The organism is Pantoea sp. SGAir0418, from assembly GCF_043529865.1.
In genome coordinates, this window is the sequence record NZ_CP027911.1 from 719411 (window position 1) to 734398 (window position 14988).

General features: G+C 57.6%; 10 protein-coding genes. 6 read left to right on the top strand and 4 right to left on the bottom strand.

The window, feature by feature from the left end:
• Positions 1-4338, top strand: coding sequence for an RHS repeat-associated core domain-containing protein (locus tag C1N84_RS03315; RefSeq protein WP_264442002.1), 4338 nt, complete (start codon positions 1-3; stop codon positions 4336-4338).
• Positions 4339-4349: 11 nt separating this feature from the next.
• Positions 4350-4733, top strand: a complete 384-nt coding sequence (locus C1N84_RS03320; RefSeq protein WP_146068660.1) for a hypothetical protein — start codon at positions 4350-4352, stop codon at positions 4731-4733.
• Positions 4734-5596: 863 nt separating this feature from the next.
• On the opposite strand, the gene C1N84_RS03325 is transcribed toward C1N84_RS03320, so the two are convergent.
• Positions 5597-6271 (bottom strand): YtjB family periplasmic protein, encoded by a 675-nt coding sequence (locus tag C1N84_RS03325; RefSeq protein WP_021506808.1) that lies wholly within the window; start codon positions 6269-6271, stop codon positions 5597-5599.
• Between the two features lie 107 nt (positions 6272-6378).
• Here C1N84_RS03325 and serB point away from each other — a divergent pair, with 107 nt between their 5' ends.
• The 4 genes from serB (at position 6379) to nadR (ending at position 11578) form a co-directional block, all read left to right on the top strand.
• Positions 6379-7356, top strand: a complete 978-nt coding sequence (gene serB, locus C1N84_RS03330; protein ID WP_021506809.1) for a phosphoserine phosphatase — start codon at positions 6379-6381, stop codon at positions 7354-7356.
• 13 nt (positions 7357-7369) lie between these two features.
• Positions 7370-8752: a DNA repair protein RadA gene (gene radA / locus C1N84_RS03335; RefSeq protein WP_021506810.1), complete on the top strand. Its 1383-nt coding sequence runs from the start codon at positions 7370-7372 to the stop codon at positions 8750-8752.
• Between the two features lie 234 nt (positions 8753-8986).
• Complete coding sequence (locus C1N84_RS03340) at positions 8987-10141, top strand: IS481 family transposase (protein WP_238561055.1); 1155 nt, start codon at positions 8987-8989, stop codon at positions 10139-10141.
• 210 nt (positions 10142-10351) lie between these two features.
• The gene (gene nadR / locus C1N84_RS03345) at positions 10352-11578 is read left to right on the top strand and encodes a multifunctional transcriptional regulator/nicotinamide-nucleotide adenylyltransferase/ribosylnicotinamide kinase NadR (RefSeq protein ID WP_010618490.1); all 1227 of its coding nucleotides are present in this window, start codon (positions 10352-10354) and stop codon (positions 11576-11578) included.
• A 49-nt stretch (positions 11579-11627) separates the two neighbouring features.
• Here the strand turns inward: nadR and ettA are convergent, their stop codons facing one another.
• The 3 genes from ettA to urtE all read right to left on the bottom strand — a co-directional run bounded on the left by ettA (position 11628) and on the right by urtE (position 14988).
• Positions 11628-13295, bottom strand: coding sequence for an energy-dependent translational throttle protein EttA (gene ettA, locus C1N84_RS03350; protein ID WP_071813584.1), 1668 nt, complete (start codon positions 13293-13295; stop codon positions 11628-11630).
• A gap of 116 nt (positions 13296-13411) precedes the next feature.
• The gene (gene deoR / locus C1N84_RS03355; RefSeq protein WP_264443593.1) at positions 13412-14176 is read right to left on the bottom strand and encodes a DNA-binding transcriptional repressor DeoR; all 765 of its coding nucleotides are present in this window, start codon (positions 14174-14176) and stop codon (positions 13412-13414) included.
• Positions 14177-14289: 113 nt separating this feature from the next.
• Positions 14290-14988, bottom strand: a complete 699-nt coding sequence (urtE, locus tag C1N84_RS03360; protein ID WP_021506813.1) for an urea ABC transporter ATP-binding subunit UrtE — start codon at positions 14986-14988, stop codon at positions 14290-14292.

Here is a 14988-nt window from a genome sequence, read left to right on the forward strand (position 1 = left end):
ATGGATAAGCACGCGGCCCGCCAGGGCGATGACATCATTCATTCCAGTATTTTCGCCGATATCACCAGTATCGTCGCTGAAGGTGCGGTCTACGCCGCGATGGGCGCGATTGTTGCCGGTGTGGCTACCGTAGCCGCTCCGCTGGTTGGCGTGGGTGCGCTGGCGGCGGTAGGCAGTAGCTGTCTGCTGAGCGGTATCATCGCGGGTGCGGTGGCGAATGTGGCAGGTATCACGGACGACATCAGCGCGGCTGCGGATGGTATTGGTGACATGCTGTTCCCGCCGTCGCCTGCGGGTGTCATTGCCAGCGGTTCGGATAATGTGATCATCAATGGCATAGCGGCGGCTCGCGCGGCAGGTGAACTGACGGCAGGCGATACGCCGCCACCGGAAGCGCAGTCGGCCGGATTTTTTGCCGACTATGCCGGCAAACTGCTGGCGGTTGCCGAACAGTTCGCCGGGGCGATGTGGCAGCCGACGATTGCCTCCGCTGCCGCAGGTACCTCGCCGCTGGAACAGGATAAAGTTGCGTGCGAGAAACACAGCGGGCCACAGTATCTCGCTGAAGGATCTAAAAGCGTATTCATCAACGGCCAGCCGGCGGCACGTGCTAAAGATCGCACCACCTGTGGCGCGACCATCAGCGATGATGTTTCAGCCAACGTCATCATTGGCGGTGAAACGCTAACGGTGCGGGATATCAAAAGCGGCAAACAGCCGGGACTGGCGCTGGCGATGATCGGCCTGTCGTTGATCCGCGGTCGTCCCGGTCAGATCCTGAAAAATATGCCGTGTGCGCTGGCAATGGCGGGCGGCGGCATGCTGGCCGATATGTCTATCAACGCGATATTTTCCGCGCTACACCCGGTACATGCCGCTACCGGCGTGAAAGTGCTGAATGATGATGCCGAGCGTGATTTCTCGCTGCCGGGACGTTTTCCCCTGCGCTGGCAGCGCAGCTATAACAGTCTGACGCAGCGCGTCGGCCTGTTTGGCCGTGGCTGGTCGACGGTGTTCGACAGCTATCTGACGCTGGAAGGCAATCAGGCCACCTGGTTTGATGACAACGGCCGCGAACTGCGTTTTGCCTTGCCCGGTGAAAAAGAGGTGCTTTACAGCATCAGCGAAGGACTGATGGTGCGACGTAATGCGCACGGTGACGTGGCAATCGCTGACGATGACGGCGCGGTCTGGCGCTTGTACAAACCCACCGCCAGAAACCCGCAGCTCTTGCGTCTCGCCTCGCTTAGCGACGAGTACGGCAACGCGCTGGAGATGGGCTGGGATGAGCAGAGCCGGCTGGTGCGCATCCATGATGAACCGCTGGCGATTGACGTGACGCTGCACTACAACGATGAACGCCATCCGCACCGCGTTACCGCTGCCAGTCACTTTGACGGTGAACAGCACTGGCCGCTGATGCGCTGGAGCTTTGATGATCACGGCCAGCTGGCCAGCGTCACCGATGCGGCAGGCATTGAGACGCGCCGTTTCCGTTATAACGTGGATGGCCTGATGGTGTGGCACCGCCTGCCGGGCGGGCTGGAGAGCGAGTATTGCTGGCAGCTGTTTGATCACTGGCGGGTGATAGAAAGTCGCACCAGCAGCGGCGATGGCTGCCGTATGCAGTACGATCTCACGGCGGGCATTACCCGCGTTTCTACCTACGATGGTCAGCAGCGCGAGCATCACTGGAATGCACAGGGATTGATTACCTGCTACATCGACGAGCGCGGCGAGCAATGGCGCTACGAGTGGGATGACAATGAACTGCTGACGCGCCGTATTGACCCGCTCGGCCATGCGGTGAACTTTACCTACGACGAGCTCGGTAACCGCATTGAAGAGCAGGATGCTGATGGCAATGCGCAGACCACAGAGTGGTTAACGCATCGTGCCCTGCCCAGCGTCATCACCCAGCCTGGCGGCGCTGCCATCCGTTATTACTACGATATCCATCACGGACTGGAACGGGTGGTCGATGCGCTCGGGCACAGCACGCGTTATCTGCGCGATGAGTTTGGGCTGATCACTGAAGAGATTGATGCGGCGGGCAATCGCTATCGCCGTGAATATAACGATGCCGGGCAGGTCATTCGCGAGACGGACTGCTCCGGCCAGACTACGCGTTACCGTTATCATCCGCTGGGCTGGATTAGTTGTGTTACAGCAGCCGATGGCGAAGAAACGCGATACTACTATGATGCCGCCGGGCGGCCCCGGCAGATGGAACGTGCTGAAGGCTGGGAAGAACGTCTGGAGTGGAGCGAACGTGGTCTGCCAGTGGCGTATGCCTCGGCAGACGGTAAACGCAGCGAATTCGCTTACGACCAGGCCGGCAGACTGACTCTCTCGCGAAACGCGCAGGGCGAAGAGGTGCAGCGCCGCTGGGACAGCCGTGGACGTTTAATCTCGCTGCAAAATCAGAACGGCGAAAGCTACCACTTCGAATGGGGCGCAGATTCGCTGCTGCTGGCGCAGATCGGGCTGGACGGTGTGGCAACACGCTACGACTACGATGCCACCGGACGCGCAGTTGCCCGCACTTTCGCCGCCGGTCACCCGCAGGCCATTACGCACCGCTTCGCCTTCAGCCCGGCAGGGCAACTAATGGCGCGCATCACCCCGGAAGGCCAGACGCGCTATGACTATACCGCGGCGGGCCAGCTGGCAAGCGTGGCGCAGCATCTGCCACTGGGGGAAAACCAGTGGAGCCGTGAAGCCGAGCAGGCGATTACTTTCGCGTATGACAAAGCTGGTCGCGTGATAGCGGAGCAGGGCGATCAGGGCAGTCTGTCGTGGCAGTACGACGCGCTGGGCAACTGCACTGCGCTGACGCTGCCGGATGGCCGCCAGCTGAAAAAGTTTTATTACGGCAGTGGCCATCTGCTGAGCATTGCGCTGGATAACCTGCCGGTCAGCGAATTTACGCGCGATACGCTGCACCGCGAACTGAGCCGCAGCCAGGGCGGACTGACCACGCGCAGCGATTACGATCGGCTGGGTCGGCTGGTGCGTCGCGATGTGTTCGACGGTGAGGCACAGCGCCCGGCACCGCGCCGCTGGTCACGCCGGCGTGATTTCGACTACGGCAACAACCTGATTCGCGAACAGCGCGACGACAATCCTTTCAGCCAGACGCTCTGGCACTACGACAGCGCGGGCCGTCTGCTGGCGCAGGAAGGTGCACAGCCCGGTAATGATACGTGGCAGTGGGATGGCGCGGGCAATCCGCTGGACCGCAGCGCGGCAGCAGCGGTAACGCACAACCGTGTTACGCAGCTGAACGGCATCCGCTGGCGCTATGACGTGCACGGTCGCACCAGTGAAAAGGATGACGGTCAGACGCGCTGGCGCTACCGCTATGATGACGAGCATCGCCTGATCGAAGTCGTCAGCGAACCGCGCGATCGCAACAAGCCTCAGGTGCAGGTGAGTTTCCGCTACGATCCGCTCGGGCGCCGCATCAGCAAGCGCGTGCAGCGTTTGCTGCACGGCAAGCCAGCCGGAGCAGCCACCCTCACCCGTTTCGTCTGGGACGGTTTTCGTCTGCTGCAGGAAATACACGACGAAGTGCCACTGACTTACGTATACAGCGACGCACAAAGCTATGAACCGCTGGCGCGTATTGACGGCAATGAGGACGCGGAGATTTTCTGGTTCCACAATACCGCTAACGGCATGCCGGAACGCCTGACAGACAGCGAAGGCCGCATCAGCTGGGAAGGCATCAATAACGCATGGGGCAAACTGCTGCGCGAAACTCATCAGCAACTGCCCGGCTACGACCAGAACCTGCGTATGCAGGGCCAGTACCTGGACCGTGAAACCGGACTGCACTACAATCTGTTTCGTTACTACGATCCGGACAGTGCGCGGTTTACGCAGCAGGACCCGATAGGGCTGGCGGGTGGGCTGAATCTGTATGTTTATGCACCCAACTCTATGACATGGATAGATCCGCTTGGGTTGAGTAAATGTTCAGATGCTGAAAGTCAGAAATTATATCGAGGGGTTAGTGCAAAACATCCTGAATTAGAAAATGCCAGAAAGGGTATTGTAAAACCAGCAAACCCTCATGCTGATTTGTCACCTGAACAACATGCAGAGGGTGGATTGACGGGTGAAAGCCAATTTGTATCATGGACTCCTGATAAAGAAATGGCTTTAGGTCATGCTAATAAAGACGGACCAGGAGGGGTTCTGCTGAGTGTCCCTGTCGGAGCGCCTCCTCAGGGAGCTTCATGGTCTTGGGGATGGACACATATTAATGACTGGGGCGAAGTTGAGATGTTGCAATTGGGTACACGAAAAGGCGTGATCGTCACCGTTTTATGAGGATTAACTGTATGAAGCATCTGAGTTACCTAAAATCCATTTTTCCTAAAAAACGAGAGGAATGGACAAGATATTTAAACGGTATGCTTATGTCGGATAGCTTAATAATAGGTAATCCATATGATGAGGATTTGAATTTATTACTTCTTAAGTATAAAAAAAGGAACTATATAAATAAAGGACATGGAGAGGAAGTGTTAGGGCTTAATGATTTGGTTGTGAAAATAAATTCTTGCTTGGGCGATATTAAGGCTACGGTTTATCCATTGAAAAATGATGTTTATTCCGGTGATTGCATAGTCTTAAAAAATGAAATTATAGGGTGTGCTTTTATCAAGAGAGGTCGTTCCTCTTATAAAAAAGGGCTTTGGATAAACGGAAGTAAAATAGATTAAAGGAATTGCTTTTAATGAAAGTCAGACGGTTGTTTAGCAATTTTTTTGCCATTTCTTACCTTTAGTCGATTGAGTGTGTGTATAAAATTGAGTTCAGCCGGAATACATAAAATTTACCTGACTCGGCATGAATCTAGTTGGAGAAATCAGTAATAACAAAACAGATGTGAGCGTGCGTTATGCTTATGGAGAAAAAAGCTGCGAAAAAGTGGCTCAAATTGAAACGAAAGGAGCGTTCGTGAGATAAAAAATCAACAAGAGATAAGTTATAAACAAAAGGAATTTATACAATTAATCCTGAGGGTAGGCCCTGAAGTCATGATAGAATGAAAGAAAAACTTGATTCTTTTCTACTATTTTAATGTGGAGTTGCTCAGCTCAAGCATTCAACAATCTTTGAAGTCAAGACAGATAAATATCTAAAAGTTTTACTGAGCATATCCACAATTAGTAAGCCATAATTTCGAACAATTATCTGTAGATGAGCGCATTGTAAAGTTCGATGCTTTTGATATTCCTCTGAGTACTAATCATGAACTATGGATATTACAGTGAAGTTCTTGCCTTTCTCAATGATTACTTTATGAGGAGTGTTAAGGATTCCCATTGTTTGTGTAATTTAAATAAAATAATTGAAAGTTCAATGCATGAAAGTAATGTTCCTATTAGGTCTATTCACCAAACTTTTATTGATTGCACGGAAAAATTCAATGATTACTCTATACAAGGAGAAAATATGAGAGATGTATGGAGGAAGCTGCTCGATATATGGCAGTAACTTGTATTCATCGATAATTGCGTACAGTAATGTTAGCAGTGCTGCAACGTAATCCCTTGCATCAGACCGCACTGCCCAAATGAACTCAACCCTCTTTCCTCTCTGTCTCCACACTCTCCGCCGCCGTCTCTTCCTCTTTATCCTCTTTCACCGTTCTGCTGGCCGTCAGCAGGAACGGGGATTGCTGCCAGCGGGTGCGGCGGTCGCGCAGCAGGGTACGGGTCAGGATAATGCCGATCGCCAGCGCCAGCAGCATCATCAGGCGCAGAATATTGGTGGTGTTATCCACCTGACGCGATTCCGTCACCAGCACATGCGTATCCAGCGTGATACGCAGAAAACCCTGCGGACCCTCTTTCCCTTCCAGCGGCTGGACAATCTGATGATTGAAATAACTACCAGCACGTTTACCGTCGAGCGCCAGGCGGTCGCGCACATTAATGCTCTCACCGCTGTGGGCCACCAGGCTACCGTCGTCGGCATAGACCGAAGCGTCCAGCACGCGGCTGTTATCCGTCATCTGATTCAGGATGGCTTCAATCTGCGTGCGGTTATCGTCGCTGTTATCCATGAGCGGTTTCAGGCTGAACGCCACCTGGCGCGTCAGCGTGTGCGCCAGCTCCTCGACCTGCTCGGAACGGGCCATCTGATGGCCAAGACTAAACCATGACGCGCCCTGCATCAGCACCACTAACAGCGCCAGCGAGATAAGAACGATCACCGTGCGATGCAGGCGAAATTTCAGTGCGGTTTTGACCATCAGAAACCCGTGTGACGTAACAGCAGAAAGGCTGGCAATTATGTTGCCAGAACCCGCGCAGACAAGGTAGCCTCTTGCGTGGTTTTGTTGTCCCTACAGGAGCTGTAATGCCAAATCGTCTTACCTGGTGCGATCTGCCCGCCGATGTCTCTCTTTGGCCGGGTTTACCCCTTTCCCTGAGCGGTGATGAAGTGATGCCGCTGGATTACCGTGCCGGTCGGACTGGCTGGTTACTGTATGGGCGCGGGCTCGATAAACAAAAACTGACTGATTATCAGCATCAGCTGGGCGCGGCGATGGTGATCGTCAGCGCGTGGAATGTCGATGAGTATCAGGTAATCCGGCTGGCGGGCTCGCTGACGCCGCGTGCCAGCAAGCTGGCACATGAGGCTGGCTTTGATGTGGCGCCGCTTGGCAAAATTCCCCATCTGAAAACGCCAGGGCTGCTGGTAATGGACATGGATTCCACCGCCATCCAGATCGAGTGCATCGATGAGATCGCCAAACTGGCGGGCTGTGGCGAGCAGGTGGCGGAAGTGACGGAACGGGCGATGCGCGGCGAGCTGGATTTTAAAGCCAGCCTGCGCGAGCGCGTGGCGAAGCTGGCCGGCGCTGACGCCAACATCCTGAAGCAGGTACGCGACACGCTGCCGCTGATGCCGGGCCTGACCACGCTGGTGCACAAGTTGCAGGCGCTGGGCTGGCAGGTGGCGATTGCCTCGGGCGGGTTCACCTTCTATGCCGATCACCTGCGGCAGACGCTGCATCTGGCCGCTGCGGTGGCCAACGAACTGGAAATGCGTGACGGTAAGCTGACCGGCGAAGTGCTGGGGCAAATCGTCGACGCGCAATTTAAAGCCGATACCCTGAACAGTCTGGCCCAGCGCTTTGACATCGCACCGGAACAAACCGTGGCGATTGGCGATGGTGCTAACGATCTGCCGATGATTAAAACTGCGGCGCTGGGTATCGCCTATCATGCTAAACCCAAAGTGAATGAGCAGACGGAAGTGATTATCCGCCACGCTGACCTGATGGGGGTGTTCTGCATTCTCACCGGCAGCCTGATTCACGAAGAGCGTTAACTGAGGATTTGATTTGGCCAAAGCGGCAAAACGCGCCTTCGTCTGTAACGAATGCGGCGCTGACTATCCGCGCTGGCAGGGGCAATGCAGCGCCTGTCACGCCTGGAATACCATTACCGAGGTGCGCATTGCCGCCTCGCCTGCGGCCGCGCGCAATGAGCGCCTGAGCGGCTATGCCGGTAGCGCCGGCACCAGCCGGGTGCAGAAGCTGTCGGAGATCAGTCTGGAAGCGCTGCCGCGTTTCTCGACCAGTTTTAAAGAGTTTGACCGCGTGCTGGGCGGAGGCGTGGTGCCAGGCAGCGCGATACTGATTGGCGGTAACCCTGGTGCCGGTAAATCAACACTGCTGTTGCAGGTGATGTGTAAGCTGGCGGAAGGGATGAAAACCCTGTACGTCACCGGCGAAGAGTCGCTGCAACAGGTGGCGATGCGCGCCCATCGTCTGGGATTACCGACGGAAAACCTCAATATGCTGTCGGAAACCAGCATTGAGCAGATCTGCCTGATCGCCGAGCAGGAGCAGCCGAAGCTGATGGTGATCGACTCGATCCAGGTGATGCACATGGCGGAGATCCAGTCATCGCCGGGCAGCGTGGCGCAGGTGCGGGAAACCGCCGCTTACCTGACGCGCTTCGCCAAAACGCGCGGCGTGGCGATCATCATGGTCGGTCACGTCACCAAAGATGGCTCGCTGGCCGGGCCGAAGGTGCTGGAGCACTGCATCGACTGTTCGGTGCTGCTGGACGGCGATGCCGATTCGCGCTTCCGCACGCTGCGCAGCCACAAAAACCGCTTTGGCGCGGTGAATGAGCTGGGCGTATTTGCCATGACCGAGCAGGGCATGCGCGAAGTCAGTAACCCGTCTGCTATCTTTTTGTCACGCGGCGATGAGATCACCTCCGGCAGTTCGGTAATGGTGGTCTGGGAGGGCACGCGCCCGCTGCTGGTTGAGATTCAGGCGCTGGTGGATCATTCGATGATGGGCAACCCGCGCCGCGTGGCGGTTGGACTGGAGCAGAACCGTCTGGCGATTCTGCTGGCGGTGCTGCACCGTCACGGCGGTCTGCAGATGGCCGATCAGGATGTATTTGTGAACGTGGTCGGCGGCGTTAAAGTCACCGAGACCAGTGCAGACCTGGCGCTGCTGCTGGCGATGGTGTCGAGCCTGCGCGATCGCCCGCTGCCGCAGGATCTGGTGATTTTTGGCGAAGTCGGGCTGGCCGGGGAGATTCGTCCGGTGCCGAGCGGCCAGGAGCGCATTTCCGAAGCGGCCAAGCACGGCTTTAAGCGCGCCATTGTGCCGGCAGGAAATGCGCCGAAGAAGGCGATTGACGGTATGAAGGTGTATAGCGCGAAGAAACTGGCGGACGCGCTGGCGATTCTTGACGAGCTGTAAGGTGAGTTGTTGGGGGGAGGTTGGGCTTGTGCTCCACCTTTTCCCTCACCCTAACCCTCTCCCGCTTACGGGAGAGGGAACCGTTCGCAGGGGCGGGAAGTACGGCGTTGATCTGCCATTTACCGCTCTGTTCAGGGTTTTCCCCCTCTCCCGCTTGTGTACAGTCCGGGGACATCGTGAACACTTGTTCGGGGACATGGTAGACACTTACAACTAAGGCATAAGAACCCGTTTATGGAGTCGCTTATGCCCTGGGATGCGAGAGATACCATGTCATTACGTACTGAGTTTGTTCTGTTCGCCTCGCAAGACGGGGCGAACATCCGCGAGCTGTGCCGCCGCTACGGCATATCTCCCGCCACCGGCTACAAGTGGCTTCGCCGCTGGGAGGAGGAAGGACCGTCCGGCCTTCAGGACCGCTCCCGCGCGCCCCGTCACTCACCCAGCCGCTCATCTGACGACATCACTGACCTTCTGCGTATGGCGCACGAGCTTCATCAGCACTGGGGGGCCCGCAAGATTAAGCGCTGGCTCGAAGACCGCGGGCACGGCATGCCGGCCTTCAGCACCGTCCACAACCTGATGGCCCGCCACGGCCTGCTGCCGGGCGCAGCGCCGGGCGTCCCGGCCACCGGCCGGTTTGAGCATGCGGCCCCGAACCGGCTCTGGCAGATGGATTTTAAGGGCCACTTTCCCTTTGGCGGCGGCCGCTGCCACCCGCTTACCCTGCTGGACGACCACTCCCGGTTCTCGCTGTGCCTGGTGCACTGCGCTGACGAACGGCGTGAGACGGTACAGGAGCAGCTGGTCAGCGTCTTTGAGCGCTACGGCCTGCCGGACCGGATGACGATGGACAACGGCTCGCCGTGGGGCGACACCACCGGCACCTGGACGGCAGTGGAGCTGTGGCTGATGCGCCACGGCATCCGGGTGGGGCACTCGCGGCCGTATCATCCGCAGACGCAGGGGAAGCTGGAGCGCTTTCACCGCAGCCTGAAGGCGGAAGTGCTGCAGGGGAAGTGGTTCGCGGACAGCGGTGAGCTGCAGCGCGCCTTCGACCACTGGCGGACGGTCTACAATCTCGAGCGCCCGCATGAGGCGCTGGAGATGGCGGTGCCGGCGTCGCGCTATCAGCCCTCATCGCGGCAGTACAGCGTCCGCGTAGCGCCACCGGAATACGACGAGGGCGTGATGGTCAGGAAGGTGGATATCAGCGGGAAGCTGAGCGTAAAAGGACTCAGCCTGAAGGCGGGAAAGGCGTTCAGGGGAGAGCGTGTCGGGCTGAAGGAGACGGGGGAAGACGGTTATTACGAGGTGTGGTGGTACAGCACAAAAGTGGGGGTGATCGACCTGAAGAAAAAGTCGATCACCATGGGTAAAGGATGTTAAAAAGTGTTCACTATGTCCCCGAACACCTGTCTGCCATGTCCCCGGACTGTACACTTGCGGGAGAGGGGACCGTTCGCAGAGGCGGGAAGTACGGCGTAGATCTGTCATTTATCGCTCTATCCAGGATTTTCCCCCTCTCCCGCGGGCGGGAGAGGGCCGGGGTGAGGGCCCACGCGCACCATCCCTCTAATTCCATGCAGGAGGCACCACATGTCATCGTTTGACTATCTGAAAACCGCGATTCGCCAGCAGGGACACACATTACAGCAGGTGGCTGATGCCAGCGGGATGACCAAAGGCTATCTGAGCCAGTTGCTGAATGCCAAAATCAAAAGCCCGAGCGCGCAGAAGCTGGAAGCGCTGCACCGTTTTCTCGGACTGGAATTCCCGCGCCGCGACAAAACCGTGGGCGTGGTGTTCGGGAAGTTCTATCCGCTGCACACCGGTCACATCTACCTGATCCAGCGCGCCTGTAGCCAGGTCGATGAGCTGCACATCATCATGGGCCATGACGATCCGCGCGATCGCCAGCTGTTTGAGAACAGCGCCATGTCGCAGCAGCCCACCATCAGCGATCGTCTGCGCTGGCTGCTGCAGACCTTCAAGTACCAGAAAAACATCCGTATCCATTCGTTCAACGAAGAGGGCATCGAGCCCTATCCGCACGGCTGGGATGTGTGGAGCGCTGGCGTGAAAACCTTCCTCGCGGAGCAGGGGATTGAGCCCGACTGCGTTTATACCAGCGAAGAACCGGATGCGCCGATGTATCAGCAGCATCTGGGCATTCCGGCAGTGGTGATCGATCCGCATCGATCGTTTATGAACATCAGCGGCAGCCAGATTCGTCAGGATCCGTTCCGCTACTGGGAGTACATCCCGACTGAAGTGAAGCCGTTCTTCGTGCGCACCGTGGCGGTACTCGGCGGTGAATCGAGCGGTAAATCGACGCTGGTCAATAAGCTGGCCAACATCTTCAACACCACCAGTGCGTGGGAGTATGGCCGCGATTACGTCTTCTCGCACCTCGGCGGCGACGAGATGGCGCTGCAATACTCCGACTACGACAAAATCGCGCTCGGCCAGGCGCAGTACATCGATTTCGCCGTCAAATACGCCAACAAAGTGGCGTTTATCGACACTGACTTCATCACTACCCAGGCGTTCTGCCTTAAGTATGAAGGGCGCGAGCACCCATTCGTGCAGGCGCTGATCGATGAGTACCGCTTTGACCTGGTGATTCTGCTGGAAAATAATGTGCCGTGGGTGGCCGATGGCCTGCGCAGCCTCGGCAGTTCGATGGATCGCCGTGAGTTCCAGTCGATGCTGGTCACCATGCTGCGTGAAAATCACATTGAATATGTGCACGTCAAAGAGGATGACTACGACACACGCTTCCTGCGCTGCGTCGAGCTGGTGAAGCAGATGCTGGGCAGCTAGCGCAGCACAACAAAAAAGGCGCCGCGGCGCCTTTTTGTTATCACAGCGATTACTTCGCCATGCGCTTGTACTTGATACGCTTCGGCTCCAGCGCTTCGGCGCCGAGGGTGCGTTTCTTGTACTCTTCGTACTCGGTAAAGTTACCTTCGAAGAACTCCACCTTACCTTCATCCTGATAGTCGATGATGTGGGTGGCGATACGGTCGAGGAACCAGCGGTCGTGCGAGATCACCATTGCGCAGCCCGGGAACTCCAGCAGGGCGTTTTCCAGTGCGCGCAGGGTTTCGATATCCAGGTCGTTGGTTGGTTCGTCGAGCAGCAGCAGGTTGCCGCCCACCTGCAGCAGTTTCGCCAGGTGCAGACGACCACGCTCACCGCCGGACAGTTCGCCGACGCGTTTGCCCTGATCGGTACCCTTAAAGTTAAAGCGACCGACATAAGCGCGGCTTGGCATTTCGGTGTTGCCGATGCGCATAATGTCCTGACCGCCAGAAACTTCTTCCCACACGGTTTTGGAATTATCCATCGCATCGCGGAACTGATCGACCGACGCCAGCTTCACGGTTTCGCCCAGCTCGATGCTGCCGGAATCTGGCTGCTCCTGGCCTGACATCATGCGGAACAGCGTCGATTTACCGGCGCCGTTAGGGCCAATGATGCCGACGATGGCGCCTTTCGGCAGCGAGAACGACAGATCGTCAATCAGCACGCGATCGCCATACGCTTTGCTCAGATTCTTCACTTCCAGCACTTTGTCGCCGAGGCGCGCGCCAGGTGGAATGAACAGTTCGTTGGTCTCGTTACGTTTCTGATAATCGGTGTTGTTGAGCTCTTCAAAGCGCGCCAGACGGGCTTTGCCCTTAGACTGACGGCCTTTCGCGCCCTGGCGCACCCACTCCAGCTCTTTCTCGATCGATTTGCGACGTGCCGCTTCCTGAGAAGCCTCCTGCGCCAGACGCTGATCTTTCTGCTCCAGCCATGAAGAGTAGTTGCCTTCCCATGGAATGCCTTCACCACGGTCCAGCTCCAGAATCCAGCCGGCAACGTTATCGAGGAAGTAACGGTCGTGGGTGATGGCTACCACAGTGCCTTCGAAGTCGTGCAGGAAGCGCTCCAGCCACGCGACGGATTCGGCATCCAGGTGGTTGGTCGGTTCGTCGAGGAGCAGCATGTCTGGCTTTTCCAGCAGCAGACGGCACAGCGCGACGCGGCGGCGTTCACCACCAGACAGGTTGGCGATTTTGGCATCCCACTCCGGCAGACGCATGGCATCGGCGGCTCGGTTCAGCTGGGTTTCCAGGTTGTGCCCGTCGTGTGCCTGGATCACTTCTTCCAGACGGCCCTGCTCAGCGGCCAGCTTGTCGAAGTCGGCATCCGGATCGGCGTACAGCGCGTACACTTCGTCGAGACGCTTCAGCGCGCCAACCACTTCCGCGACGGCTTCTTCCACCGACTCACGCACGGTGTGTTCCGGGTTCAGCTGAGGTTCCTGCGGCAGATAGCCGACTTTGATGCCCGGCTGCGGGCGAGCTTCCCCTTCGATGTCTTTATCAATGCCGGCCATGATGCGCAGCAGGGTCGATTTACCCGCGCCGTTCAGGCCGAGTACGCCAATTTTGGCGCCAGGGAAAAAGCTAAGGGAGATATTCTTCAGAATGTGACGCTTCGGCGGAACCACTTTGCCGACGCGATGCATGCTATAGACGAATTGAGCCACGTTGTGATGAGCCTCTTGGTCTGTAATGGGTGGAACGTCAGATGCTGAAGTTTAGCCGTTTTCACCCGGCAATCACAGCCGCATTGCGCGCATTCTTCCGCAGCGGCGGAATAATGCTAGCCGCAGTGCAGGGTAAGCCTGGCCGCCTGCAACACGGCGAGCAGCGCGGGCGGAGGCGGGCTGTCGCTGACCAGCATATCAAACAGCGAGAAGTCGCCAATGCGCGCCGGCAGTACCTTGCCGTACTTGCTGCTGTCGCCGACCACGATTTTGGTCTGCGCCCGCTGCAGCGCCAGATGCTTGATGGGCAGTTCGTTGAGGTTATAACAGGTGGCGCCCTGCGCAGCGTCCATGCCGGCGGCAGAGATAAAGGCTTTATTGGGGCAGAGCGCATCCAGCACCGTGATCTGCTCGAGCGGTGTAAACACGGCGTTATCGGCGTGGAATTCGCCGCCGCACAGAATCACCCGACAGTGCGGCTTCTCTTTTAACGCCAGAAAGGTATTGATCGCGCTGCAGATGGCGGTGAAGGGCAGATCGTTATCGATCGCTTCGATCACCAGCGGTAACGTGGTGCCGCAGTCGAAAAACACCGTGTCGTTGGCCTGTACCAGCGCGGCAGCCCGCTGTGCCAGCAGACGTTTCTTGCTGACGTTGAGGTTTTGCTGGTCGCTGACAAAATAGTGCGCCACGTTCTGCCGCGGGTCGCGCATGACATAGCCACCCAGCAGCACCACGCCCTGCGTCGCGCCGGTTAAATCGCGGCGGATGGTCATTTCTGACACGCCCAGTAGTTGCGCGGCCTGTTTTAAGTGCAGGGTGTCGCTGTGTTTCAGCGCCTGCGCCAGCTTATTGATTCGTTCGTCGCGGCGGTTTTCCATCAGTAACAGTTCGCTCAACCTTCGCTGCGGCCGGAATGGCCGGGTGGAGGGTAAACATAAGTTTTTTCTTGCAGATTAACAACCTGTCTTCTGCCTGCCCGCCCGCCGCGCGGCTAAATCGCCACCAGCCCGCGCACGCCCTCGCTCTCCATATTCGCCCCTGCGCCGCGCTGCACAATTTCGCCGCGCGACATCACCAGATAGCTGTCGGCCAGTTCGGCGGCGAAATCATAAAACTGCTCAACCAGCAGGATCGCCATGTCACCGCGCTGCGCCAGCTGGCGGATCACCGCACCGATCTCTTTGATCACCGACGGCTGGATCCCTTCGGTCGGCTCATCGAGGATCAACAACTGCGGCTGGCAGGCCAGCGCCCGGCCGATCGCCAGCTGTTGCTGCTGGCCGCCTGACAGATCGCCACCGCGCCGCGTTTTCATCTCGCGCAGCACCGGAAACAGCTGGTAGATCTCCTCCGGTACCCGGCTGGCCTGGGTGCCGGAGAAGCGCGCCAGCCCCATCAGCAGGTTCTCTTCCACCGTCAGACGCGGAAAAATTTCGCGTCCCTGCGGCACGTAAGCAATACCGGCCTGTACGCGCTGGTGGGGCTTGCGCGTGTTAATCAGCTGGTTCTGCCAGCGAACCTCGCCGGATTTGACCGGAATCAGCCCCATCAGACACTTCAGCAGTGTGGTTTTGCCCACACCGTTGCGTCCCAGCAGGCAGGTGATCTCGCCCGGGCGAGCCTCAAACGACAGACCGCGCAGGATATGGCTGCCGCCATAATATTGATGCAGTTCTGCTACCTGTAACAT

Bases quoted from the DNA above. Each gene is read 5' to 3' on its own strand.
- C1N84_RS03315 (WP_264442002.1), top strand. From the start codon at position 1: ATGGATAAGCACGCGGCCCGCCAGGGCGATGACATCATTCATTCCAGT.
- C1N84_RS03320 (WP_146068660.1), top strand. From the start codon at position 4,350: ATGAAGCATCTGAGTTACCTAAAATCCATTTTTCCTAAAAAACGAGAG.
- C1N84_RS03325 (WP_021506808.1), bottom strand. From the start codon at position 6,271: ATGGTCAAAACCGCACTGAAATTTCGCCTGCATCGCACGGTGATCGTT.
- serB (WP_021506809.1), top strand. From the start codon at position 6,379: ATGCCAAATCGTCTTACCTGGTGCGATCTGCCCGCCGATGTCTCTCTT.
- C1N84_RS03340 (WP_238561055.1), top strand. From the start codon at position 8,987: ATGGAGTCGCTTATGCCCTGGGATGCGAGAGATACCATGTCATTACGT.
- nadR (WP_010618490.1), top strand. From the start codon at position 10,352: ATGTCATCGTTTGACTATCTGAAAACCGCGATTCGCCAGCAGGGACAC.
- deoR (WP_264443593.1), bottom strand. From the start codon at position 14,176: ATGGAAAACCGCCGCGACGAACGAATCAATAAGCTGGCGCAGGCGCTG.
- urtE (WP_021506813.1), bottom strand. From the start codon at position 14,988: ATGTTACAGGTAGCAGAACTGCATCAATATTATGGCGGCAGCCATATC.